Here is a 25,037-nt window from a genome sequence, read left to right as displayed (position 1 = left end):
TTCAATGAAAAATTGTTAAATTATTTTTTTTAAAATGCTGAGGAGGGTATTATGAAATTACGAATCTTACAGAGTGTATTGGTCGAAGCAGTGTCACAAGTAACAAAAGCTGTTTCTACAAGAACTACTATTCCAATTTTAACAGGGATAAAAGTAACAGCAGAAGATGATCAATTGACATTAACAGGTAGTAATTCAGATTTGACAATTGAAACCAAAATTCCTAAAATAAAAGAAGAGAAGGAACAATTGTTCGTAGAAGAAAGTGGTAGTGTTGTTGTTCCAGGCAAAATTTTTGCAGAAATAGTTCGCAAACTACCTGGAAATGAGGTAGAGTGGATTGTTGGTGAGCGAAATAACATCACCATTCGCTCTGGAAAAGCGGAATTTCAATTGCATGGATTACCTAGTGAGGAATATCCAAGTCTCCCTCAATTATATGAAGAGCAAGTGTTCTCTCTATCAGCTGACTTACTTCGTACGCTTGTACGTAAAACGAGTTTTGCTGTTGCAGTGAATGAAGCAAGGGGAGTATTTACAGGAGTTTTATTTCAACTAGAAGATGGTTTGCTCACTTGTGTTGCTACAGATAGTCATCGACTTTCTCGTCAACGTGCCCAAGTAGAAAGCTTGCCGGAACTCCATTTAAAAAATGTGATCATTCCTGGAAAAAGTATGAGTGAATTAGCAAAAACATTTGCTGATGAAACAGAATTAGTAGATTTAGTTGTAGCAGGGAACCAGTTGCTGGCACGAAATCAATATCTTTCTTTCTACACCCGGTTACTTGAAGGCAGTTATCCAGATACAAACCGTGTTATTCCCCAATCAGGAGATGTAAAAGTAACCACGAAAACAAAAGAATTGTTACAATCTGTTGAGCGTGCGTCACTAATTAGCAGGGATGGCAGAGATAATGTGATAAAATGGACTGTGAGTGATGATCAAGTGCAAATCACCTCTGCTTCTCAAGAAATAGGAAGTGTAGTAGAAGAGATTAAAGCTGAAGTAAAAGGTCACCCCTTAACTATTTCCTTTAACGCTCGTTACATGATCGAGGCGCTCCGCACCATCGATAGTGAGGAAATTCATATCCAATTTACAGGGTCTATGACACCTTTCCTCATTCAACCCACTGATCGAAATGACTCACTTCACTTGATTGTGCCCATTCGTACTCGGTAATGAAGAAAGGATCTTACGATGAAAAAAATTCCTATTCAGGGTGAATACATGACACTCGGGCAGCTTTTAAAATCATTAGATGTTATTGCTAGTGGGGGAGAAGCAAAAATCTTTTTGCAATCATATCAAGTTTTCGTAAATGGAGAACCCGATGACCGAAGAGGTCGCAAACTTTATCCACTGGATGAAGTGGAGATTGAAGGCTTTGGCAAGATATATTTGGTTTAGTGGGGGGATTGCTCTTTGCGTGTTACGTCGCTGCAACTTCAACATTTTCGCAATATCCCTGAACTACAACTAGACTGTCCAGAGGATCTCCACTTGTTCATAGGTGAAAATGCACAAGGCAAGACCAATTTGTTGGAATCTTTATATATGATTTCTTTTGGTAAGTCGCATCGCGCTCGGTCCCTTCAAGAATGTATACAATTTGGTGGGCATTCTGCGATGATACGGGTTAAAACAGAAGGAAATAAGCAAAAATGGAGACTGGAGTTAAAACTCCTTCCCAAAGGCAGGAAAATCAAGAAAAATGGTTTGGAAGTAGCAAAGTTAAGTCAATATATTGGAACTTTACCAGTCGTATTATTTGCTCCAGAAGATTTGCAACTGGTAAAGGGAGGTCCACAAATTCGACGAAAATTTTTAGATGTGGAAATTGGCCAAGTCAGTCCTACTTATGTCCATCATCTGACACAGTTGAAAAATTTGCTGAAAGAACGAAATCAACTGCTGAAAAATTTGTCAAAAAACAATACTTTTCCACTCACTTTTTTGGATGTTTTGGATGAGCAACTCGTGCAGTTGTCTGTATCGATTTGGAGAAAGCGTTTGGAGTCATTGTCAAAACTGCAAACTTATGCAGCAGAAATTCACCTTTCGATCACAAAAGGAGAAGAGCACCTCCAGATAGAATATATTCCATCTGTGCCAATTTATGCTCACATGTCAGATCAAGAAATGCAACAAAGCATGTTTGCGGCGCTTGAAAAAGTGAGAAAGAAAGAGATAATGTTAGGAAATACCTTACTTGGACCTCATCGAGATGATTTTTCCCTCCAACATAATAAATTGGATTATCATACATTTGGATCTCAAGGGCAGCAACGAACAGCTGCTCTTTCCCTGAAATTAGCAGAATTACAATTAGTGAAAGAAGCCACAGGTGACTTTCCAGTGTTATTATTGGATGATGTGCTTTCTGAATTAGATGATTCGAGAAAGACTCATTTATTAGAATCGATCCGGGGCCGTGTACAAACTTTTGTTACTGCTACTGGATTAGAAGGAATAGATTCACAAACCCAAAAACAAGCAGTTGTGTACCATGTTCAAAATGGTCATGTTACTCGCGCATGATGAGGTGATGATTTTTTTGTTTATTCACCTTGGTGGAAACCAAATGATTAGATTGAGTGATGTCGTTGCAATAATCGATGCGGTGGGCGCTGTAAAATCTTCATCCAGCATCCATTTCCCAAATCTTGATGAAGATGTGAAATCATTTATCATCACTACAAGCCAAATTTATACATCACCAATCTCTTCCAACACATTATTAAAACGTTCTCAATCAGGAATAAAGGTGGTGAATGTGTTATGACAACTGGATATGATGAATCACAAATTCAGGTTTTAGAAGGGTTAGAACCCGTAAGAAAACGGCCAGGGATGTATATAGGTTCTACATCCAGTAGAGGTCTGCATCATTTGGTGTGGGAAGTAGTAGACAACAGTATCGATGAAGCTTTGGCTGGAAGATGTGATACGATTGGGGTCACTATTAACCCTGGCAATAGTGTGACAGTTGTGGACAACGGAAGCGGGATTCCGGTTGGTATTCAACCCAAGGTGGGAAGACCCGCGGTGGAAGTTGTTATGACAGTATTGCATGCTGGAGGAAAATTTGATGGAGAAGGGTATCAATTTTCCGGTGGTTTGCACGGGGTTGGTGTTTCTGTTGTAAATGCGTTATCCAGCGAGCTAGAGGTTATTGTAAAACGAGATGGAAAGATACACCGACAGACTTATGCTCAAGGAATACCGCAAATGGATCTGGAAGTGATTGGGACTACGAAAGAAACTGGTACTACCATCACATTTCAACCCGATCCAGAAATATTTACAGAAACAATCGAGTACGATTATGATATTTTGCGGAATCGTCTACGTGAGCTTGCTTTTCTCAATCGTGGTGTGACCATTGTTCTGACAGATAAACGCGAAGAAGAGATAAAAGAAGAGTCATTCCAATTTGAAGGTGGCATTTCCTCCTTTGTGGAGTACCTCAACCGCAATCGTGAAGCATTGCATCAACCTCCGATTTACATTGAGGGAGAACGTGAAAATATTCAAGTTCAAGTAGCAATGCAGTACAACGATACCTACTCTTCCAATATCTACAGTTATGCTAATAACATCCACACTCATGAGGGTGGTACACACGAATCCGGCTTTAAAGCGGGTCTCACCCGGGTGATAAATGATTATGCTCGTCGGAACAATTTGTTGAAAGATAGCGAAAGCAATTTGACAGGAGACGACGTTCGTGAAGGATTAACTGCTATAATCAGTGTGAAAATCCCTGATCCGCAGTTTGAAGGCCAAACCAAAACAAAATTGGGAAATAGCGAAGCTCGTTCTGCTACGGAACAATTGTTTGCTGATTATTTCCAAGCTTATCTCGATGAAAACCCAGCTGTCGGGAAAAAAATCATCAATAAATCGGTCACAGCGGCGCGGGCTAGAGAAGCTGCTCGAAAAGCTCGTGAACTAACGAGACGGAAAAATGCATTAGAAGTAAGTTCATTGCCCGGGAAATTAGCAGATTGTACAAGCAAAGACGCTTCTATCAGTGAATTGTATTTGGTAGAGGGTGACTCAGCTGGCGGTACGGCAAAACAAGGCCGTGATCGAATGTTCCAAGCCATTCTTCCTCTTCGTGGTAAAGTTATCAATGTTGAAAAAGCACGTTTGGATAAAGCCTTGTCGAATGAAGAAGTACGAACGATTATTACGGCACTTGGGACTGGGATAGCTGATGATTTTCAAATTGAGAAAGCCCGCTATCACAAAGTGATCATTATGACGGATGCCGATGTCGATGGAGCGCACATCCGCACGCTGCTGTTGACCTTTTTCTTCCGGTATATGAGATCCCTGATTGAAGAGGGATATGTGTATATTGCTCAGCCGCCACTGTACAAAATCAGCCAAGGAAAAGTTATTCGCTATGCTTATTCTGATGCAATGAAGGAACAAGTGGTCAAAGAATTAGAAGGCAAAGGTAAGATTGAAATTCAGCGTTATAAAGGTTTGGGAGAGATGAATGCTACCCAACTTTGGGAAACAACGATGGATCCTGATAGTCGAACACTTCGTCAAGTGTCCTTTAGAGATGCGATGGATGCAGATCAAGTGTTTGAAATGTTGATGGGAGATCGCGTCGAACCTAGACGAGACTTTATTCAAGAGTATGCAAATCAAGCTACGCTAGACGTGTAGGATATAGCTGGAAACAGTTATATCCGTTAGTTGGAGTTGATGAAACGGATGGCAAATACAGAACGTGTAGAAGAAGTAAATATCAGCCAAGAGATGAAATCTTCTTTTCTTGACTATGCTATGAGCGTTATCGTGAGCCGAGCATTGCCAGATGTCCGTGATGGACTCAAGCCGGTACACCGACGCATTTTATACACCATGTATGAGTTGGGAATGACACCTGACAAACAGTATAAAAAGTCATCAAGGGTAGTTGGAAATGTCACGGCCCAATACCATCCCCATGGCGATGTAGCTGTATACGAAGCTATGGTTCGTATGGCACAAGATTTTTCATATCGTTATATGTTAGTCGATGGACATGGTAACTTTGGTTCTGTTGATGGTGATCCACCAGCAGCAATGCGTTATACAGAAGCTAAAATGGCTTCTATCACACTAGAATTGCTGAGGGATATCCAAAAAGATACGATTGATTTCGGCCCTAACTACGATGGACAACAGCTAGAGCCACTTGTGCTCCCTGCCCGTTTCCCCAATCTACTAGTCAATGGTACATCTGGGATTGCGGTCGGAATGGCCACCAATATACCACCACACAATTTACGTGAAATCATTGATGGTTTATTGCTCATTATCGATAAACCAGAAACGACAGTAGAGGATCTATTATCAATCGTCAAAGGTCCTGATTTTCCTACAGGTGGAATTATTCTCGGTTATGAAGGAATTCGGAAAGCATTCCGTACAGGGCGAGGCAGCATCCAAATTCGAGCGAAGACACGAATCGAGGAAGCGCAAAATGGAAAAATGCGCATTATCGTGGAAGAGCTCCCTTATCAAGTAAATAAGGCAAAACTAGTAGAAAAAATTGCAGAATTGGTTCGAGATAAAAAAATCGACGGAATTACGGATCTTCGTGATGAATCGGATCGTAATGGAATGCGTGTTGTCATTGAGTTACGCAGAGATGTAAATCCTCGTATTGTCTTAAATAATTTGTACAAGCATACCACTTTACAGACAAGCTTTGGAGTAAATACTCTAGCCTTAGTGAACGGTCAACCTCGTGTGCTCAATTTGCATCAGGCACTTTCTCACTACTTGGATCATCAAATTGAAGTGATCCGCCGCAGAACTCAATTTGATCTCCATAAAGCAGAAGAACGTGCTCATATTTTAGAGGGTTACCGCATTGCATTGGATCAAATTGATAAGGTTATTGCACTGATTCGTGCTTCTGCAACAACAGGGGAAGCTAGAGGAGGCTTGATGGAGCAGTTTGGGTTGAGTGAAAAGCAGGCGCAAGCAATTTTAGATATGCGCTTGCAGCGCTTAACAGGCTTGGAACGCGATAAAATTGAAAGTGAGTACCAAGAACTGCAAATTACGATCAAAGAACTAAGAGCGATTCTAGCAGATGAGGCTAAGATTCGCGGCGTTGTCCGCAAAGAATTGGTAGAAGTCAGAGAACAGTACGGCGATGAACGGAGAACTGTTATCAAGATCAATGTGGACAGCATTGTGGAAGAAGATTTGATTCCTGAAGAAGAAGTTGCTATCTTGCTGACTCATCGAGGCTATGTCAAACGAATGCCACTATCCACTTATCGAGCCCAGCGTCGTGGTGGGAAAGGTGTTTCAGGTATGGGAACACGGGAGGATGACTTCATCCAGACGCTATTTGTGACCAGTTCTCATAATCATATCCTATTCTTCTCCAATAAAGGAAAAGTGTATCGCTTAAAAGGTTATGAAATCCCTGAGTTAGGACGTACCGCAAAAGGTACACCGATCATCAATCTAATCCAGATTGAGCAAAATGAGCGAATTCAAGCAGTTATTCCAGTAAAACAATTTACTGATGACTTTAATCTCTTCTTTGCTACTTCAGCTGGGGTAGTGAAAAAGACAAAGCTGTCTGAGTTTGAAAACATTCGTAAGAACGGTCTGTTTGCTATCAATCTCCGTGAAGGCGATGAGTTAGTAAGTGTGCGTCTGACAGATGGGGATCAAGAGGTTATCATGGGTACCAGTCATGGTATGTCTATCCGCTTCCCTGAGCTGGATGTGCGGGAGATGGGTCGATCAGCCACAGGTGTGAAAGGAATCACCTTGGGCGACAATGATTATGTCATTGACATGGATATTGTTATGCCAGGTAAAGATGTCATGATTGTCACCAAAAAAGGCTATGGAAAGCGAACCCCAATCAGTGAATATCGATCTCAGTCCCGTGGTGGAAAAGGAATCAAAACGCTCAACATCACCAAGAAGAATGGTCCAGTTGTCGGTCATGCTATGGTTTCGGAAGAAGAAGATTTGATGATCGTCACCCAAGCGGGTGTTGTGATTCGGATGAATATTTCCGGGATTTCCACTTTAGGTCGTTATGCCCAAGGTGTCCGCTTGATCAAGATGGCGAAAGACGAAGAAGTAGCAACGGTTGCACGTGTACAAATTACAGATGAAGAAGATGAGTAAATTTTCTCCTGCCCAAAATGGGTAGGAGATTTTATTTTTTTATGAATTATTATTATAATGGTGATAGAGAAAAAACCTATGTCTCCTCTAACCAGAAGGGACCATCGTGGATCTATATCGAGAAGAACTGCTAGGACAAGCGCAAGAATGCGTCACAGAAATGAGGAACTCTCGTCGTGACTTTCGAGAGAAGCGGCGAGGTTACACCCAGCTTGTCATCTACTACACCATCATGGCAAGGATAGCGAGGTGTCAGGGCGAGTCTTCTACAGAAGTGGATAAGCTGCTGGAAGAGGCTGAGCAACTGGCCGGCAGTGCAAAGAACAATCTGAAGGGCAACCCGTTCCAGCACTCCTCCGGGTTGGACAATGCTGAAGCCGCTGTGAGCCTTGCATCGCTAGCAGAGGAGATGCTTCAAGAGGCATAGGGTCAGTTCACCCCACATAGGCGAAATGCCTAGTAGGTGCATATACACTTTCTAGTGTACGTCTATGATGGGGACCCGTAAATTAGGCTTTATTTTAAATAAATTGTTACTATCATAAACGGAAAAATTAGCTTTGAAAATGCATGATCAACAACTTATTCGTTTCTTATTTTGTTGTGACTACTATTCCATTCATATTCTACAAAGCTATTCCATTAATTACGTTAAGCAAATATAAAGAAGCTGCAACAGCTGTTAAAAATTGATGAGTAAACATAAACATATCCTATCTTTTTGGACAGTTATTATTTTTTTCTTGAATAATATTATTTTTCGGTTATAATAATGAAGTCAGATGACCCATAGAGAGGAATCCCATGTTCATCAACAACGATCCCGAGAACGAGTCCGCGGAGAACAAGCTCCTCGGCGGCCCGCTCCTCCCCGGCATCGACTGGCCGTGATGCAACTGGATGACCTAAGGGTCAACCTCCCATAGGGTGGCACAATTCTTGTGCCTGCACGTGTTTACGTGATACCTATGGGAGGAACGGAAAATAATGTTATTACGATATATGCTCTACCCCTCCCTAGCAGGAGGGTTTTTTCATAGCTAGGCAATAGACAAAATACAAAATAATCACTAAAATAGAAGAGGTATGCTAAAATAATTGGTGCAGCAAATCCGGGAAATTATGGAGAGCTAGATCAATGAGCTGTTGAATGATAAGCTGCTCTTTTTCGATGTCATTATTGAGCTCAAACCAAACAGGCGGATCATATCTGCATAACATACTAAGCGAAAAAAATAGAGCATAGTAGGTTAAAATCTCTGGAAGTGGATCAATTGATGTGTGAGAGGCATTCCAAAGGTACAGTTTTCCTTGTCTGTTTTGTCTCAGCCAAGGATGTCCCAAGATGTCATTCGTGCCCACAGGTTTAAGCTGAAATGACTGATCTGTAATGCTATGAATGGAGAAACAGACAGCAGGTTTTTTATGATTTAAGCGATAGACGAATGATTCGGCAGAAATGCATAATTGATCCAATACTGCTATAGGACAAGTTAATGTTCCGTTTTGATAGGTTACATTCCACCAATGGGTTTTGAGATCTAGGTGCTGGTACAATATCTGTAAGTCAGGGATAAAGGAACATAGTAATTCTAATTTAAATCGTTCCCCAGCAGGAACAGGATGAGAAAATAAGTTGCATAGGTAAGGGAAGAATCCATCTTTCTGCACTCGAACCTCGTCATAAAAAAAGCGATAAGGCTCTTTTTTTCGTTTTGGACTTGTTAAACCATGTTGCAATATCGTAGTACTGTGTGGATAATTAGGATCTATACTCAGTGCAAATCCTTTTAACAGGCTCATCATTCCATAATAAAGTAAGAATGAGGAAGACCAGAAATCGCTTTGTTTGGCTGTTTGAAATAAAGCCATACCTTGTTTGATATAGGATGTAAATGCATGTACATTGCGGTATGCAAGGGTTTTGGCTTCTGATTTTGGATATTTTTTGATGAGAAAGTTGCGTGCAGTTGCTTCGTTCTTTAATAGCTCAAATGATAAATATTTCATAATTCCTCCGAAAAAATTGTCTTATTCGTGACTTATCCACAATTATTCACAAGTTATACACAGATAAACTGTGGATAACTTTTATAAAAAGATATTTAATTTCAACAATAGCGGTTTTCTTGATTCGCTTTTTTTTATTTGATACACTTGCAAAAAACTGGAGACTTGAAGATAAGGGGCGATACGCCGTGTGGGAAGAGAAGTTCAGTAAAACAGGCCTCACATTTGATGATGTGCTTTTGTTACCAGCCAGATCCGAAATTTTACCTCGTGATGTTAGTGTTTCCACTCAACTGACAAAAAAAATAAAGTTAAATATTCCATTAATCAGTGCGGGTATGGACACCGTGACCGAGTCATCCTTGGCAATTGCCCTAGCGCGGCAAGGTGGCATCGGTGTAATCCATAAAAATATGACGATAGAAGAGCAAGCCGAGGAAGTAGACCGTGTAAAACGTTCCGAGAGTGGGGTCATTACAAACCCATTTTATTTACACCCAGGTCATCAAGTTTCTGATGCAGAAGCGTTAATGGCAAAGTATCGAATTTCTGGTGTGCCGATTGTGGACAAGGAGAAAAAGCTTGTCGGAATTATAACCAACCGTGATATGCGTTTTGTCCATAATTACAGCACTCCTATTTCAGAAGTGATGACGAAAGAAAATCTTGTCACTGCTCCAGTTGGAACAACAATGAAAGAAGCAGAGCATATTCTGCAACTACACAAGATTGAAAAACTGCCATTGGTTGATGAGCATGGTGTATTGAAAGGCTTAATCACGATTAAGGATATCGAAAAAGCTACCCAATTCCCCAGTTCTGCTAAAGATGAACAAGGTCGTCTGCTCGTTGCAGCAGCAGTAGGTGTCTCAAAAGATACAGAACAACGGATCGCAGCATTGGTAGAAGCAGAAGTGGACATGGTAGTTATTGATACAGCTCATGGACACTCGAAAGGCGTACTGGAAACAGTTGCTAAAGTTCGGGAAAATTACCCTGACCTCACCATTGTTGCAGGTAATGTAGCTACCGCTGAAGGGACAAGAGATTTGATTGAAGCAGGTGCGAGCATTGTCAAGGTAGGGATTGGCCCAGGTTCGATATGTACAACTCGTGTAGTTGCAGGTATTGGCGTTCCGCAAATTACTGCAATTTATGATGCTGCTAGTGTAGCTCGTGCATATGGTGTTCCTATTATTGCAGATGGTGGTATCCGTTTCTCTGGTGATATCGTAAAAGCCCTCGCTGCCGGAGCAGATGCTGTTATGCTCGGAGGATTGTTTGCAGGAACCGAAGAAGCTCCAGGGGAAAGTGAAATCTACCAGGGCCGGCGCTTTAAAGTATATCGAGGTATGGGCTCCATTGGTGCTATGCAAGCAGGTAGTAAAGATCGTTATTTCCAAGAAAATGAGCAAAAATTAGTTCCAGAAGGAATCGAAGGACGTGTACCCTATAAAGGGCCGATCGCGGATATCGTATATCAATTAGTTGGCGGAATTCGTTCTGGTATGGGCTATACAGGGTCTAAAACGTTGTTAGACTTGAAGGATAATTCACAGTTTGTACGGATCACTTCCGCGTCATTGCGGGAGAGTCATCCTCATGACGTGCAAATAACAAAAGAAGCTCCAAACTACCAATTAGGTGGTTAAGTCAAAAGCGTCCTGTCGAGGGCGCTTTTTTATTCTTTATTAAGATAAAGGGCTTGTATTGTCGGATCGAACATGTGAAAATGAGTAGGATTGAGTTAATGAAGGAGCAAAAGGAAAATGCGTCGTAAAATCGTATTTTTATTTTGTATTATCAGTCTACTGGCGATAAGCAATCCTGTATTTGCAGATGAATTACCAACGATAAATGCCAAATCATATATATTAGTTGACACCATATCAGGGGAAATATTAGCTGCAAAAAATGCAAATGAACCTAGACCACCTGCTAGTATGACAAAAATGATGAGCGCAATCGTTATTTTTGATCAGATCAAGCAGAGAGTAGTTAAGTGGGATGATGTAGTTACAGTCAGCAAAAGAGCAGCTGCCATAAATGAAGCGGAAATACACTTAGTTGAAGGAGAAAAACAGACTGTCAAACAGCTATTCACTGCTTTATTTGTTCAATCAGCCAATGATGCTACTGTTGCTTTAGCAGAACATATTGCTGGTACAGAAGAAGGCTTTGTGGAATTGATGAATAAAAAAGCAAGTGAGATGGGTTTGAAAAATACACATTTTCAAAACAGTACTGGATTAAACACCGAATCATATCCAGATCCACCAGCTACTAGCAAAGTAGGTCAGCATGAAATGTCAGCTTATGATACAGCTATTGTTGCACAATTTTTGTTAAAAAATTATCCAGAAGTATTACAATATACGAGCATCCCAACCTATACCTTTCACCAAAATCAACCAAACCAACAAAAAGTGGACAATTGGGATTTAATGCTTCCATCACTGAAATACTATTATCAAGGTGTGGATGGTTTAAAAACGGGTCATACCAATGCAGCAGGTTATTGTTTCACAAGTACAGCGGATCGCAGTGGTTTACGGGTTGTTTCTGTTGTTATGGGAACGGACTCGGAGTTTGCACGTTTTCATGAGACAAAAAAATTGTTGGACTATACATACGACAATTTTGAATTGGCAACAGCTATTAGAAAAGGAAAAGTTATTCCTGGTCATGATCGCATTACGTTACCAAACGGGGTAGAACGTACTGTAGCCGTTGCTCCAGAATATTCCCTACAGTTAGCAGAAAAGAAAGCAGATAAAGAGTCTTATACTTATAAAGTTGTTCTAAAAAAAGGCATACAAGCTCCCATTTCAAAAGGAACAGTAATTGGTGAAGTTTCTCTCTTGTATAAAGGGAAGCCTATACCAGGAGTTCAATCTGTTCCATTGGTCGCACAAAAGACAGTAGAAAAAGGCAGTGCATTTCGGTTATTTTTTCGTCATGCGTGGGATACCGTAAATTCTTGGATAAACTAATGTTATAATTCACTTCCTTGTAAATTTATATTTATTCCTTTACAATGTTATTGGCTAAAGGACTAAAATTAACGAATTGGCAATTTATACACGATCTAGGAGGATATAGGATGACACAGACAGGAACAGACCGTGTAAAACGCGGAATGGCAGAAATGCAAAAAGGTGGCGTCATTATGGACGTCGTAAATGCAGAACAAGCAAAAATCGCAGAAGAAGCTGGGGCAGTCGCTGTAATGGCTTTGGAGCGAGTTCCTTCCGATATTCGTGCAGCTGGTGGAGTTGCTAGAATGGCTGATCTTAAAATTGTAGAAGAAGTTTTAAAGGCAGTTTCTATACCAGTGATGGCAAAAGCGAGAATTGGCCATTTTGTAGAGGCGCGTTTATTAGAATCCATGGGTGTAGATTACATTGATGAGAGTGAAGTTTTAACACCAGCAGATGAAGTTTATCATATTGATAAATCTACATTTACTGTTCCGTTTGTCTGTGGTGCTCGCAATCTTGGGGAAGCACTCCGTCGTATTGGTGAAGGAGCATCCATGATCCGTACAAAAGGAGAGCCAGGAACAGGCAACATCGTAGAAGCTGTACGTCATATGCGTATGATGCAGAGCCAAATCCGTAAAGTAACAGGCATGTCTCGTGATGAATTAATGACAGAAGCAAAAGAATTGGGTGCTCCATATGAACTTCTCTTACAAATCCACCAAACAGGGAAGTTACCAGTTGTTAACTTTGCAGCTGGAGGAGTAGCAACCCCAGCTGATGCGGCTTTGATGATGCACTTGGGATCAGATGGTGTATTTGTTGGTTCTGGTATTTTCAAATCCTCCAATCCTGCTAAATTTGCAAAAGCTATTGTTGAAGCTACTACCCATTATGAGGACTTTGCACTTATTGCTCAGCTGTCCAAAGATTTGGGAAGTCCTATGACTGGTATTGAAATATCAAAACTAGAAGCGCATGAACGGATGCAAGAACGTGGCTGGTAATATCAAAGTAGGTGTTCTCGCTCTTCAAGGGGCAGTGCGAGAACATATACAAATTTTAGACAAACTAGGTGTTGAAGCTGTTGCTGTTAAAAGAAAAGAACAATTAGTTGATGTGGATGGTTTGATTATTCCTGGTGGGGAATCTACTACTATAGGAAAACTTTTGCGTCAGTATGATCTGCAAGCGCCAATTTTAGAATTCCACGCAAAGGGTAAACCTATATTTGGGACTTGTGCTGGGCTTATTATAATTGCCAAACATATCACGGAGAACAATGAACCTCATTTGCCTCTGTTAAATGTGACTGTTCAGCGGAATGCTTTTGGCAGACAAGTAGATAGTTTTGAAGCTGATCTACCAATTAAAGATGTGGCAGAAGATTTCCAAGCTGTTTTTATTCGTGCCCCTCTCATTACAGAAGTGGGAGCAGATGTAGAAGTACTTTCCACAGTCAAAGATCAAGTGGTAGCAGTGAAACAGGAAAACCTTTTAGGCATATCTTTTCATCCTGAACTGACAGATGATACGCGCCTGCACGCCTACTTTTTAAATATGGTGAAAAAGGCGATTGAAAAACATCAGTAAGCTCTGTATAATGAGCGCATAATAATAAACATGATTGCGATGAAGAGACAAGTAACAAGACAGATCTTTTCAGAGAGGCGGTGGTTGGTGAAAATCGCTAAGAGAAGTCTTGTGAATTCCACCTCTGAGCTGATCTCGGCAGCGTTCCGATATCTACGCATTAAGGTGGACTGTTTAGGAAAGTGACAGTCAACAAGGGTGGCAACGCGGAACCTCCGTCCCTTAGGGATGGGGTTCCTATTTTATTTGAGGAGGAATTTCTATGCTAGATATCAAATTGTTGCGGAATAACTTTGCGGAAGTAAAAGAGAAATTAGCTTCCCGCAACGAAGATATCAGTGGTCTTGATTCGTTTGAGCAAATCGACAGCAGACGCCGTGATGCGATCACAAGATCCGAAAAACTAAAAAGCGAACGTAACCAAGTAAGTCAAGAAGTTGCGAGAAAAAAGAAAGCGAGAGAGGACGCGGAATCACTCATTCTTAGCATGCGTCAAGTAGGAGAGCAGATTAAAGAACTTGATGAAGAAATTCGCCAACTCGATGAGCAATTACAGCAAATTTTATTATCATTGCCAAACATCCCTCACGAGTCGACGCCTATTGGATTGACAGAGGAAGAAAACATACCAGTTCGATATTGGGGTGATGTTCCAGAGTTTAGCTTTGAACCAATACCTCATTGGGATCTAGCGCATAATTTAAAGTTATTGGACTTTGAGCGGGCTAGTAAAGTAACAGGATCCCGCTTTGTATTTTATACAGGTTTAGGTGCCCGCTTGGAACGTGCACTCATGAATTTCATGCTGGATTTGCATACTTCTGAACACGGTTATAGAGAAATGATACCACCTTATATTGTAAACAGCCAAAGCATGACAGGAACAGGACAATTGCCGAAGTTTGCAGAAGATGCATTTGCGATTGCGAATACAAATGGCTATTATCTCATCCCAACGTCAGAGGTATCGGTAACAAATTTCCATCAAGGAGAAATCCTTGCTAATCAAGAATTACCTATTTATTACGCAGCATACAGCGCTTGTTTCCGCTCTGAAGCAGGGTCGGCCGGCCGCGATACAAGAGGGTTAATTCGCCAACACCAATTTAATAAAGTAGAGCTAGTAAAATTTGTGAGACCAGAGGATTCTTATGATGAGTTAGAAAACCTTGTTCAGAATGCAGAAAAAATTCTACAGCTATTGGAATTGCCTTATCGTGTACTTTCGATGTGTACTGGGGACCTTGGCTTTACAGCAGCAAAAAAATATGATCTAGAAGTTTGGCTGCCAAGTTCTGGTGCATATCGTGAAATTTCATCTTGCAGTAACTTTGAAGATTTTCAAGCTAGACGAGCAAATATTCGTTTCCGGAGAAGCAGCAAAGATAAACCAGAGTTCGTTCATACCTTAAATGGTTCTGGCTTAGCAATAGGAAGAACAGTAGCTGCTATTCTAGAGAATGGCCAACAAGAAGATGGAAGCATTCGAATTCCAAAAGCACTAGTTCCTTACATGGGTATAGAAACAATAAAAAAATAGCTGTAAAAATCCTTTGTTAGTTTCTATGAGCAAAGGATTTTTTATGATTTTAGGGTAATATATTATTATAATAAGAATTTCTTATATTACTAAAATATGGTAATGGGGACCAAGTGGATAAAAGAACTTGATAATCCCTCCCATATCTTTCACTCTATCTTCAAAGAAGTCCAAAAGTTAGGGATAATAAAGGGAGCATGTGGGTATTGTACAAGTTTCTTTGATATAGAAGATGAAGTAAACACAGCAGGGGTGTTTCTTTAAAGAAGTTCAAAAATTGGGAATTATCGAAGGTTCTTGCGGGTACTGTACTAGTTTTTTAGATATTGATGAAGAAGTAAAATGCAGCAGGGGCATTTTTTGTTGGTGGGACAAAAGATGGACATTTTAGTTTAGTAGAACATATCAAAGAAGGATATACTCCTATTATTATTTAGATATTATGAAATAAAAACATAGTATTTTCCTTTATCCATTCTTTGATGGAATGGATTCTGTTTGGTTCTTAAATTAAACTTGACTTCGAACCTGAAAAAACGTATAATTCAATTTGTGTCACTTTCTACCTATGGAGAGGTGGTCGAGTGGTTGAAGGCAACGGTCTTGAAAACCGTCGTAGTCGTGAGGCTACCGTGGGTTCGAATCCCACCCTCTCTGCCAGCATTTTTCGCCGTTAAGACGTTATTTTTAAACGAAGGAATCCGTTAAATTTATACGTCAAACCGCATATAGCACTTGTCTAAACCGTTTGAGCAAACGGGAGAGGGCAGGTGCTTTTTAGTGTTTAAATATCCCGCTAGTAAAACTCCTATACTTCCTGTCGGAAGAAAGCTAACTAGGCGCAAAGGTAAAAACTTTGTTAAAGATCGTTATACGGCATCCTCTGCCGTTAATCATATTCCCGAACTATCTTTCAATGATGCGTTAGAAATTTTTGTCGCCGCTAAAAAGGCGGAGGGTATGAGGAAACGCACCATATACGATTATTATAAACATGCTGAATGGTTTACTAACTTTTTATATGACTATCATCCAGAAGTCACTACCATACAACAATTATCCGCTGACATTATACGCAACTACATTAATTACATGTTAAACGAGCGTCAACCGTATAAAGGCGTTTATCACCGTGAGAAAACGGCTAGAAGCGATTTTCAACGTGTGTTTACAGGCATATTAACGTTACTTCTTCACCTTTCTGTCTAAGATCTTTTATTGTTAATTTTTGTCCTTGCATAAAGGAAATTGTCCAAAATTTATAATCTTGTCCATCAATGTTTTGTTCTTCTTTAAAAGCAATCAGAAGGCTACACTCAAACTTATCACCCGTAGTTGTGTTTATTTGGTATGTAAAAAGGGCTTGTTCCCGAGGTTGGACAGTTGATATCAATGATTTTACGTTGAATTTTACTTCGAAAAAATCTCCGTAATTTAACTTTTTTAATTCTCCGGCTTTATGGTCAAGCAATCGTTGAGTATCTAACATATTTTTCGCTTTTTGTCCTCTGTAGCCAGTAAAATGTTGACGAAAATGGTGTTTTTGGATAGTCAAAGGAACATCTTTTTTTATGTTATTAATATATAGGCAAATATATTGCTCAAAATTATCGTCAATAATTTCATCTGCCGTAAAGCGTATCTCTGGCTTAGATGCTTCAAGTTCTCTTTGACGAGCTTCTTCCATTTGTTGAACCGCTAGTTGCGTTTGTTGTAAACTTGTATCCGTCTGTTGTTGTGAACTTTTAGTTTGCTTCCATAAAAACCACACTGTAATTAAAGTTACTATTCCACTAAACCATTGACCAATACCACTCCACATAGCCCAATTTAAGGATGAAAACCATGTATGTATATTTTGAAGCATTAAACCACGCTCCTAATGAATGTTGGAACTAATTACCTGAATATCAAAAAATCAATTTGGGTCTCAATTTTTGTATCTATCTAATTGATAATGTACAATGTCCTTATCTATCAAGGCTACTAATTCACCTTGCTCTTGTATTTCTTCAATTGACAAATGACTTCCTTTTGTGAATAAGCACACCCATGCTCCACTATTTTCTACATCGGGGTCTTCTTTGAGGAATAAAAGTATACTGTATTCAAAAACAGTACCTATTGATGTTTGTACGCGATATGTAAATAGTAATTGTTTTTGAAATGGATACATTGCTATCAATGGAGCTAATGGGATATCTATTTCGTAATAATCCCCATATGATAACCTTTTTGGCTCTTTTGACTTGTCTTCAATCAGTTTTTCGGTTTCCGTATACCCATAATATTTATCCTGATGTTGAGGAAGCAGCCTGTGATTAATGATGTGTAATGGAATATCTTTTTTGATATTACTGACAAACAAGTGAATATAACTTACTTCTTTTTTTAGAGTACCTTTTGCAGTAACCAAAAGTTCAGGTCTCTGTGCTTCATCTTCCCTACTTTTTACCTCATCCATTTGTTGATTTGCTAGTTTTGTTTGTCTTAGGGCAATACTCGCTGTCCATACTGTGGCAAATGCACCAATCATCTGACCAATAGCCGCCCACATGTTCCAATCCGTCCAATTCCTTTTTGCAAACCATTCTACAATACTGTTTAACACTAAAAGTCAGCACCTTTAATAGAATTTTTCATAAATTCATAATACCAGATAACGGAGATTCCATGCCGCTATATTTTCGCTAGAGGTGGCGCTGGTTAAGCGTGTTAAAGCGAATCTGCTCACTTGGGTTAGCGTGTTAATTACGTTTGGGAAACGTCTTAGCAATAATATATATACCTTTTAGCCGGCGGCTACTAGTTATTTATATTGGTGTTATTTATTGCGATAGATAGCGATGATGAGTTTATCTTAAAAATTGATTTAGTTTTCAATCAATTTTAGGCGAAGCCTTACATCCGTAATTAAATACTAATAGACTTCGTTTCACTACGTCTGTAAATAATTAAAAATCGAATTATTTACTACGGATATTTTCCTTTGTTAAATCAGATCTTTCTTTATTGTTCTCTTAAGGAACGACCGTGAAAACGGTTGATACATAAGGGTTTATCAAAAATTTTAGCAAGTTCGTTTGCTAAAACCGATATAATACGATTTTAATAGGTGAGCAGATTTCGCATTTTATACAATGGTTAAAATTTTCTCGTTGTGAAAGTGTGCGGCGCGAAAATTTTGCTGTATAGTCTAGTAGGAGGAAAATTTTCTCTTGAGTTATTGAAATTTTTTGTAGGAAAAGTGTGCAATCCGAAATTTTTCTAGTATTGTATCGTAAGGGGAGAATTTCTCCTTGATTTATGAATTTTTTTCCGAATCAATGTAACATTTCTCCGGAGTTATTGTTATGAAGTATGAGGATGAAAAAAACTAAAACTTTTTTCTGAATCTGGTTGTAAAAAGCATTACTTATTGTTATGAGATATGAAGGCGGATAAAACTCCTTTGTATTTTGAACAACTAGCGGCACTCAACCAATTGACCTTTTATGTGACATTTTTCATTTTGCATTAAGTATTTCCCCATTAATTCACTCCACTTGTTGGAGTTCTTTTTTGGTTAGTATGTTACATTTTTAAATTAAATTATTAGGATTAACTTATACTGGGAGGTTAGTATATGCGAATGAAAGTAGTAGATGGCATTATGGGAAGTGGTAAAACAACGTGGGCTATTGAGTTTATGGATAATACGCGGAAAGACGTAACAAATTTTATGTACGTAACACCTTACTTAAAAGAAACCGACCGTATACAGGAAAAAGCGACCAAGCGTACATTTAAAACGCCACTTGACGCAAAACAGCAAAAAGGAACAAAGCGTTTAAGCAAGCTGGAACAATTGAAGAAATTCATTGATAACGAGGAAGATGTAGTTATAACACATGAATTATTTAAATCTTTCAGAAAACGACGAACGTTCGCAGTGGGTTTTCCGGTGTTTTATGAACGTTAGATTTCAAAGATGTAATAACTTTGTTAACTATTCGTAGAAGTTGTACTTTTGCGAACGGTTAACAAATCCTAATAACATTGTCATATGCTATAATTTATCGTACTAGAGTGTCACAAAATCTGCTTTCTCTCCACTAGGAGCAAGGGTGTCTACCCGTCAAATTCCTAAAGATTCCCGGATGGATCGCCGTAACCCCGTTCAGGATGATCGAATCTGTCAAGTTCGTGTTGGCATGATCTTCGAAAAGGAGGGAACTGGGTTCTTCATTGGCCCAGATACTATCCTGACCTCTGCCCATACCGTAATGGGTGCTTCGAAGGCAAGAATCAAGGTCGCATCAGGCAAGACATACCGTGGGATTGTTCGGGTGAATCCGAACTACACCGATGAAAACGCAGATAGTGACTTCGCTCTCATCAAACTCCGTAAAAAAGTGGCGAAAGGGTTTTTCGAACTTTCTCCATTTCCCACAGGAGAATCCCTTTGTCTGGACATGGCCGGATTCCCCTGTGATCGGAAAGGTCTTTGGGGTCAAACCATCGTAGCAAGAGGAACTTATGAGGATAAGGCCTTCGCTTGTGCATTTTCTCAACCTGGAATGTCAGGCGGCCCGTGTTCCTATGGAAACACGGTTTACGGCTTAATCAAGGGAGTAATGGGAGAACACTCTGATGATATTTTCATCGTCAATGGGATGAATGTCACCAGAGTCACAGGCTTCATGCTCACGTTTCTTGTCCACGAAATGTCAACATTCGTCGTCAAGAAAACACTCACAGAACAAGTCAAAAACTCTGTGCTCAGATGGGTCGACGGAAGGAGAAGTTGTTGACATTCGAGGGGCGAAGTTGTTTCAAGGCTCGCTCCCAGACGGGCTGTGCCACCACATATGTGGAAGGTTGCGGTCCGTCACTCGTTTAATTGCAAAATGAAAATGGTTGTTTGAAAATGTAACTAGAGATTGAATAAAATCAAGTGGACGAAACGCAATTTACCCAATAAAAAGCGATAACCATTAGGGACTAGCACAAGTATTATAACTAGGCAAAAATAAAACACTTAATCTATAAGAGCCTAGAGGTCAAGAGTTTATATGGAAAATTTTCTTCTAGCATTCATTCTCTTAGCTTAACAACTATGAAGCTCTATCCCTAATAGGAATCAGTATAACCTAGCTCATGGGGATGTTCATAATCACCTTTTGGACTGTAAAAAACTGCTCCTGCATTAGAAGTGTTTGGCTTATAATCATATACCATTGGACTATAACAAGTAGTTTGCCCTGGTTGGATCGCACCGTTACCACCTTTAGAGGAACAGTAGTAAACTTTCCTCTCATTATTACGGTGTACCCAACCATACACTTCCGAATTAGAGGGAAGGGGCTTATTCAATTTAACATATCCCCAAGCTGTTTTGCATTTGGTGCTGTACATTAAATATATCTTACCTTTTACACCCTTATAAGAAAAAGACTTCGTTTTTTTCGCAACGCCAGTATCATCACAGTGAGTAGCTACAGGGCTTTTTCCATCATACTTTTTCTTTCCATCAAAAGCCGCACTCGTATCACTGATCCCTACAAATAAAGCTGCAACTCCAACTACTGCACTCAGAAAACCTACATGCCATTTTTTTAGTCTCATATACCCACTCTCTCTTAAAGAATATCAGAAGCATTAGAAGGGTTTGTTTTTGAGGATACAACACAGTATCTCAATAAATATTCTGAATTAAATTAATTATATACCGTATAAATGATAAATTACTATCTGTATAGTGATAGTATAGTGAATAATTTCACTTGAACAAAGAATCATACCTATTAATTTTTGACCGTAGATAGATATAATTCTTTATTTGCTTATCACGTAACACGCAAAATAAATATGGAATATGTGCAGAATAAATATAAAACTTACATGTTGGGTATAAGGTTTTGCCTTTTTTGTAGCCAACTTCACTAATCATCCTCATTGTGTTTGCCAAATATAGCGGTTCATGTATTTGAATAATGTATTATCGGCCTGTGAATAGAATAAATCAAGCAATAAAACAGCCAGTAGGGGAACCTGCTGGCTTTTAAACGAAGCTCCTTCTCTCTGTAAAGAACAGAAGAAAGAGGATGATAGAGCTGATAAAGAAGAGTGCAGAACCAAAGAGAGATGAAATACGTGCAACAAAATCCAATTTTCTGCGTTGTGTATTTAGCATATAAATCCTCCCTTTGCAGTATATTCAGTTGATATACTTTATGCTTTTTTTATATGTTGGTGTCAAAGTTAGGAACACATAAATTTTCCAATAAAAAATCCCATAATACTAGACAAAATTCCTAGTGTATAACTAAGTGTAAGATATAAAAGAAGTAGGGAATGTTGACGTTCTTGATGGAAACGAAGTATTTCCCATTGTAGTGTAGAAAAAGTAGTAAAAGCACCACAAAATCCTGTTCCTAAAAAGAACATCCATTTTTCGTTTACCATACATCCCAACAATAATCCCAATAATAAACTGCCAATTATATTGATGATAAATGTTCCAAGTGGAAAACGATTCGCAGATGATGGAAAGTATTTACTTATAAGGAAACGACATAAAGCCCCAAGGGCTCCTCCTATCGCAATTAGTAATATATTCATTTATATTCAATCCTTGTTTTTGGCTATTTCATATCCCAGCCTACTGAAGAGATATCCACCTATTGTGCTGCAGATAAAATACAAAATAGAATAGAGTAAGTGATTTTTTTCTACTAAATGAATAAGTTCAATGTTAAAAGTAGAAAAAGTGGTAAATGAACCAATAAAACCGGTTGCAATAGCAGTTCGTGCCCAGTCAGGAAACGATGGATGCTTCGTAACCCATGTGAAAAACCAACTTAAACCAAAGGAACCAGAAAGATTTATGCCTAGTGTACTAACAGGAAATCCCATAAAATAAGTGGAAGGAATAAGAGCTCCAAAAAGATATCGAAGCAATGCACCGATTGCCCCAGTAATACCGACCATCATATAAACCAAATTTATCACCTCATTTACATAAAAGTAGATTTTCGTGTTAGAATACGACTTTGGTCTTAGCAGAACTCCTGCTAATGTTTGTGTTGATTTTTAATAGGCTTGTGTATGCTGTAGATAGAAGTTTAAATAGGGAGAGGCTTTTTATGAAAAAAATAGCAGGGGTACTTCTTGTTATTTTGGGAATGATCATGTTTGCTCACGCCATATGGTGGAGTCCATTTAATTTTTTTGTTGCACATACAAAAAAAGAGGAAGAAAAATTATCTGTGAGTTCCGTTGATTCCATCGAACTCGATGTTACAAGTGAAGATTTGACGATTCTGCCTACCGATGAGGATAAATTGAAAGTGATTGCTAAAGGCAGGGACTTAAACCATGTAAGTTTCATTGTAGATCGAGACGATCATACTGTCCAGATTAGCCTAAAACCGAAGTGGTATTCATTTTCTGACACAAATGAATTAAAGTTATTGGTATATGTTCCTAAAAACCAATTGTTCCATATATCAGCTAAAGCTGCATCAAGAGTGATTCAAATTGGTGATCACAAAACTCCCAAATGGAATATAGGGAATTTAAATATCGATATTAGTTCCGGTATTGCCAATCTGCAAAATCTAAAAATAGAAAACTTAACATACAATGGTACCTCTGCAGATATATCGTTAAACCGGGTAAATGCTGGAAAAGCAACGATGGATACATTTTCTGGCAACATGAATATTAGTCATTATACTGGAATGCTGAATTTAGCTTCTACCAGCGGGGATATACGTATTCAAGTCGATAAATTAATTGGGGATATCCATACTGAGTTGGTTTCCGGAAACGAAACATTGTATTTACCGAAAAATGCATCTTTTATCCTTCATTCTAAATTGCAATCTGGGCAATTAACAGCTACTTATCCATTACAATTACAAAAACCATCTGCATCAGAGACTACTGCAAAATCAGGAAGTGGAAGATACAAGATTGGAACAAAGATTGATAGCGGTGATTTTATAATCCATTGATAGGTGGTGACAAATATGCGTCGAACAGGCGGGATTTTCTTTTTTATTATAGGGGTAATCTTACTGTTTGTGGCTATGGGGCTTAATGATTTATTGGTCAGCCCCGTTATATTAATTTTTGCTAGTTTTCTATGTTGGCGATTTTATTACCGCAAGATAGCTATATTTTTACTTGTTATTGGTGGTCTTGCTCTGATTGACGTAAATTTGTGGGCATTGCTATTTTCCTTTGCACTCTTCTATGCAAGTTATAAATTATTGTGGACCAAAAAGGAGAAGAAAACGGGAAATGAGATAGATAGTAACAAAGAAGATCATAACCTTCATTGGGAAGAGAATTTTACCAAGTACGACCAAGCTTTTTATCGGAAATTCCGTTTAGGTGATATGCAGTATGAATTATTTGATCTTCATGCGACTAATGAAGTACAGAGTATATACCTCGATTTGTCTAGAGCGATTATTCCAGAAGGGGAGACATCCATTATCTTAAACGGCGTAGCCGGGAGAGTATATTTGTATCTTCCTGCTGATCTGGATGTAACTATTTCTTCATCCGTTGTACTTGGGGAATGTGAGATATTAGGCAAGAAAAAGATGGGTTTACACAATCCATTTCAAGTAACTACTGAAAAATATACAGAAGCAAATCGAAAAGTAAAGATTTCTATATCATTTTTGCTAGCGAATGTACAGGTGAGGTACCTTTGATGCGGAAACAACAAGAGAATTGGTCCATTAAATGGCATACAGCATGGTACTCCTCCGTTTTGACTTTTTTCATCTTTATAACGGTTATTACTGTTATTCTTCTCCATTACCAATTAAAAATTGATATATTGTTAGCGCTGGGTTGGGCAATACTTCCTATCTTAGCGATGCTTGTTTTTTCTAGTATGATAGGATTTCTATATGGGACAAGAATCGTTCATCGACTGTCACCTGTAAAAGAAGCTCTTGTTCAATTAGAGCGGGGTAATTTTCAATATCGGATCAAGTCCATTGGATCAGATGAAATTGGAAATATGGCTATACAAATCAATCAGATGGCACACCGGGTAGAACAACAAGTTGCTTCCTTACAAAAACTGTCAACAGAACGAACGGAATGGCAGACCCAAATGAAACAGGAAGTGGTATCGGAAGAGCGAGGACGTTTGGCTAGAGAATTACATGATACGATTAGTCAACAATTATTTGCGATATCTATGATGTCATCTGCAATAAGTGCCATGAATCTGCAAGATACAAAAGAAGTAGCCAAAAAAGTAGGGTTTATTGAGAAGTTAGCAGGAGAAGCACAACAAGAAATGCGAGCATTGCTCATGCATTTACGTCCTGTCACATTAGAAGGAAAAGATTTAAAGACAGGATTAGAAGATCTGCTTGAAGAGTTACAAGAAAAGCAATCATTGCAAGCGACATGGGAATTAGAAGATATTCCTACGTTGGCTCGTGGAATAGAAGATCATTTATTTCGAATTGTACAAGAGGCATTGTCCAATGTGCTCCGACATGCAAAGGCTAAGAAGGTTCATATACGTTTGGTAGTGAGGGGGAAGTACCTGCATCTTAAAATCATCGATGATGGAATTGGTTTTGATGAATCAAAAATGAAGATGTCTAGTTATGGTTTAAAATCGATCTCTGAGCGGGCAAGTGAAATAGGAGGTATAGGTGAAGTACTTTCCCTTCCTGGAAGAGGGACACATATTAATGTGAAAGTACCCATCCTGTAAT

25 protein-coding genes, 1 tRNA gene and 1 other annotated feature are annotated in these 25,037 nt (G+C 39.0%); of the genes, 19 read left to right on the top strand and 7 right to left on the bottom strand.

Annotated elements, in window-relative coordinates:
* The first annotated feature begins 51 nt into the window (after nucleotides 1-51).
* From dnaN to MK805_RS08635, 7 genes are all read left to right on the top strand, one after another.
* Nucleotides 52-1,185: a DNA polymerase III subunit beta gene (dnaN, locus tag MK805_RS08665; protein ID WP_240875216.1), complete on the top strand. Its 1,134-nt coding sequence runs from the start codon at nucleotides 52-54 to the stop codon at nucleotides 1,183-1,185.
* Between the two features lie 18 nt (nucleotides 1,186-1,203).
* Nucleotides 1,204-1,413 carry a S4 domain-containing protein YaaA gene (gene yaaA / locus MK805_RS08660; protein ID WP_240875214.1) on the top strand — a complete coding sequence of 70 codons (210 nt, stop codon included), beginning with the start codon at nucleotides 1,204-1,206 and terminating at the stop codon, nucleotides 1,411-1,413.
* Between the two features lie 15 nt (nucleotides 1,414-1,428).
* Entirely contained in the window at nucleotides 1,429-2,544 is a 1,116-nt protein-coding gene (gene recF, locus MK805_RS08655) for a DNA replication/repair protein RecF (protein ID WP_240875212.1), read from the top strand.
* Entirely contained in the window at nucleotides 2,513-2,788 is a 276-nt protein-coding gene (gene remB / locus MK805_RS08650; protein WP_240875210.1) for an extracellular matrix regulator RemB, read from the top strand. Before recF ends, remB begins: the two co-directional genes overlap by 32 nt.
* A complete protein-coding gene (gyrB, locus tag MK805_RS08645; protein WP_240875209.1) occupies nucleotides 2,785-4,689 on the top strand; it encodes a DNA topoisomerase (ATP-hydrolyzing) subunit B in 1,905 nt (634 codons plus the stop codon). Before remB ends, gyrB begins: the two co-directional genes overlap by 4 nt.
* A 48-nt stretch (nucleotides 4,690-4,737) precedes the next feature.
* Nucleotides 4,738-7,173: a DNA gyrase subunit A gene (gene gyrA, locus MK805_RS08640; protein ID WP_240875873.1), complete on the top strand. Its 2,436-nt coding sequence runs from the start codon at nucleotides 4,738-4,740 to the stop codon at nucleotides 7,171-7,173.
* 106 nt (nucleotides 7,174-7,279) lie between these two features.
* Entirely contained in the window at nucleotides 7,280-7,600 is a 321-nt protein-coding gene (locus MK805_RS08635) for a hypothetical protein (protein ID WP_240875207.1), read from the top strand.
* A gap of 662 nt (nucleotides 7,601-8,262) precedes the next feature.
* Here MK805_RS08635 and MK805_RS08630 read toward each other — a convergent pair.
* Nucleotides 8,263-9,183 (bottom strand): YaaC family protein, encoded by a 921-nt coding sequence (locus tag MK805_RS08630; protein WP_240875206.1) that lies wholly within the window; start codon nucleotides 9,181-9,183, stop codon nucleotides 8,263-8,265.
* Nucleotides 9,184-9,371: 188 nt separating this feature from the next.
* On the opposite strand from MK805_RS08630, the gene guaB reads away from it, so the two are divergent.
* The 7 genes from guaB to MK805_RS08595 all read left to right on the top strand — a co-directional run bounded on the left by guaB (nucleotide 9,372) and on the right by MK805_RS08595 (nucleotide 16,506).
* Nucleotides 9,372-10,835, top strand: coding sequence for an IMP dehydrogenase (guaB, locus tag MK805_RS08625; protein ID WP_240875205.1), 1,464 nt, complete (start codon nucleotides 9,372-9,374; stop codon nucleotides 10,833-10,835).
* A gap of 117 nt (nucleotides 10,836-10,952) precedes the next feature.
* Nucleotides 10,953-12,176: a D-alanyl-D-alanine carboxypeptidase family protein gene (locus MK805_RS08620; protein WP_240875204.1), complete on the top strand. Its 1,224-nt coding sequence runs from the start codon at nucleotides 10,953-10,955 to the stop codon at nucleotides 12,174-12,176.
* Nucleotides 12,177-12,286: 110 nt separating this feature from the next.
* On the top strand, nucleotides 12,287-13,171 hold the full coding sequence (gene pdxS / locus MK805_RS08615; RefSeq protein WP_240875203.1) for a pyridoxal 5'-phosphate synthase lyase subunit PdxS: 885 nt from the start codon (nucleotides 12,287-12,289) through the stop codon (nucleotides 13,169-13,171).
* Nucleotide 13,172: 1 nt separating this feature from the next.
* Entirely contained in the window at nucleotides 13,173-13,757 is a 585-nt protein-coding gene (gene pdxT, locus MK805_RS08610) for a pyridoxal 5'-phosphate synthase glutaminase subunit PdxT (RefSeq protein WP_338057495.1), read from the top strand.
* A gap of 30 nt (nucleotides 13,758-13,787) precedes the next feature.
* Nucleotides 13,788-13,983: a binding site (T-box leader), on the top strand.
* Between the two features lie 36 nt (nucleotides 13,984-14,019).
* Nucleotides 14,020-15,297 (top strand): serine--tRNA ligase, encoded by a 1,278-nt coding sequence (gene serS, locus MK805_RS08605; RefSeq protein WP_240875201.1) that lies wholly within the window; start codon nucleotides 14,020-14,022, stop codon nucleotides 15,295-15,297.
* A gap of 570 nt (nucleotides 15,298-15,867) precedes the next feature.
* Nucleotides 15,868-15,957 (top strand) — tRNA-Ser (locus MK805_RS08600).
* Between the two features lie 300 nt (nucleotides 15,958-16,257).
* Complete coding sequence (locus MK805_RS08595) at nucleotides 16,258-16,506, top strand: hypothetical protein (protein WP_240875200.1); 249 nt, start codon at nucleotides 16,258-16,260, stop codon at nucleotides 16,504-16,506.
* Here the strand turns inward: MK805_RS08595 and MK805_RS08590 are convergent.
* On the bottom strand, nucleotides 16,466-17,164 hold the full coding sequence (locus MK805_RS08590) for a hypothetical protein (protein WP_240875199.1): 699 nt from the start codon (nucleotides 17,162-17,164) through the stop codon (nucleotides 16,466-16,468). The genes MK805_RS08595 and MK805_RS08590 overlap by 41 nt on opposite strands.
* A 63-nt stretch (nucleotides 17,165-17,227) precedes the next feature.
* Nucleotides 17,228-17,908: a hypothetical protein gene (locus MK805_RS08585; protein ID WP_240875198.1), complete on the bottom strand. Its 681-nt coding sequence runs from the start codon at nucleotides 17,906-17,908 to the stop codon at nucleotides 17,228-17,230.
* 1,014 nt (nucleotides 17,909-18,922) lie between these two features.
* Between MK805_RS08585 and MK805_RS08580 the strand changes: the two genes are divergently transcribed.
* Nucleotides 18,923-19,258: a hypothetical protein gene (locus MK805_RS08580; protein ID WP_240875197.1), complete on the top strand. Its 336-nt coding sequence runs from the start codon at nucleotides 18,923-18,925 to the stop codon at nucleotides 19,256-19,258.
* 145 nt (nucleotides 19,259-19,403) lie between these two features.
* A complete protein-coding gene (locus MK805_RS08575) occupies nucleotides 19,404-20,090 on the top strand; it encodes a trypsin-like serine peptidase (RefSeq protein WP_240875196.1) in 687 nt (228 codons plus the stop codon).
* Nucleotides 20,091-20,409: 319 nt separating this feature from the next.
* Here MK805_RS08575 and MK805_RS08570 read toward each other — a convergent pair whose 3' ends face one another.
* The 4 genes from MK805_RS08570 to crcB (MK805_RS08560) form a co-directional block, all read right to left on the bottom strand.
* The gene (locus MK805_RS08570; protein WP_240875195.1) at nucleotides 20,410-20,904 is read right to left on the bottom strand and encodes a DUF2690 domain-containing protein; all 495 of its coding nucleotides are present in this window, start codon (nucleotides 20,902-20,904) and stop codon (nucleotides 20,410-20,412) included.
* Between the two features lie 436 nt (nucleotides 20,905-21,340).
* Nucleotides 21,341-21,472 carry a hypothetical protein gene (locus MK805_RS17835; protein WP_255724563.1) on the bottom strand — a complete coding sequence of 44 codons (132 nt, stop codon included), beginning with the start codon at nucleotides 21,470-21,472 and terminating at the stop codon, nucleotides 21,341-21,343.
* A 68-nt stretch (nucleotides 21,473-21,540) separates the two neighbouring features.
* Nucleotides 21,541-21,900 carry a fluoride efflux transporter CrcB gene (gene crcB / locus MK805_RS08565; protein ID WP_240875194.1) on the bottom strand — a complete coding sequence of 120 codons (360 nt, stop codon included), beginning with the start codon at nucleotides 21,898-21,900 and terminating at the stop codon, nucleotides 21,541-21,543.
* 6 nt (nucleotides 21,901-21,906) lie between these two features.
* Complete coding sequence (crcB, locus tag MK805_RS08560; RefSeq protein ID WP_240875193.1) at nucleotides 21,907-22,290, bottom strand: fluoride efflux transporter CrcB; 384 nt, start codon at nucleotides 22,288-22,290, stop codon at nucleotides 21,907-21,909.
* Nucleotides 22,291-22,424: 134 nt separating this feature from the next.
* Here crcB (MK805_RS08560) and MK805_RS08555 point away from each other — a divergent pair, with 134 nt between their 5' ends.
* The 3 genes from MK805_RS08555 to MK805_RS08545 are packed head-to-tail and all read left to right on the top strand — an operon-like array spanning nucleotide 22,425 to nucleotide 25,036.
* Nucleotides 22,425-23,297 carry a DUF4097 family beta strand repeat-containing protein gene (locus MK805_RS08555; RefSeq protein WP_240875192.1) on the top strand — a complete coding sequence of 291 codons (873 nt, stop codon included), beginning with the start codon at nucleotides 22,425-22,427 and terminating at the stop codon, nucleotides 23,295-23,297.
* Between the two features lie 15 nt (nucleotides 23,298-23,312).
* Nucleotides 23,313-24,008 carry a cell wall-active antibiotics response protein LiaF gene (liaF, locus tag MK805_RS08550; RefSeq protein WP_240875191.1) on the top strand — a complete coding sequence of 232 codons (696 nt, stop codon included), beginning with the start codon at nucleotides 23,313-23,315 and terminating at the stop codon, nucleotides 24,006-24,008.
* On the top strand, nucleotides 24,008-25,036 hold the full coding sequence (locus MK805_RS08545; protein WP_240875190.1) for a HAMP domain-containing sensor histidine kinase: 1,029 nt from the start codon (nucleotides 24,008-24,010) through the stop codon (nucleotides 25,034-25,036). Before liaF ends, MK805_RS08545 begins: the two co-directional genes overlap by 1 nt.
* Nucleotide 25,037: the final 1 nt, after the last annotated feature.

Origin of the sequence: Shimazuella soli (assembly GCF_022511585.1) — a bacterium.
In the GTDB taxonomy this organism is placed as follows: Bacteria; Bacillota; Bacilli; order Thermoactinomycetales; family Thermoactinomycetaceae; genus Shimazuella; species Shimazuella soli.
Note: the sequence above shows the minus strand (reverse complement) of the source record. Positions and strands in the feature narration are given on the sequence as shown.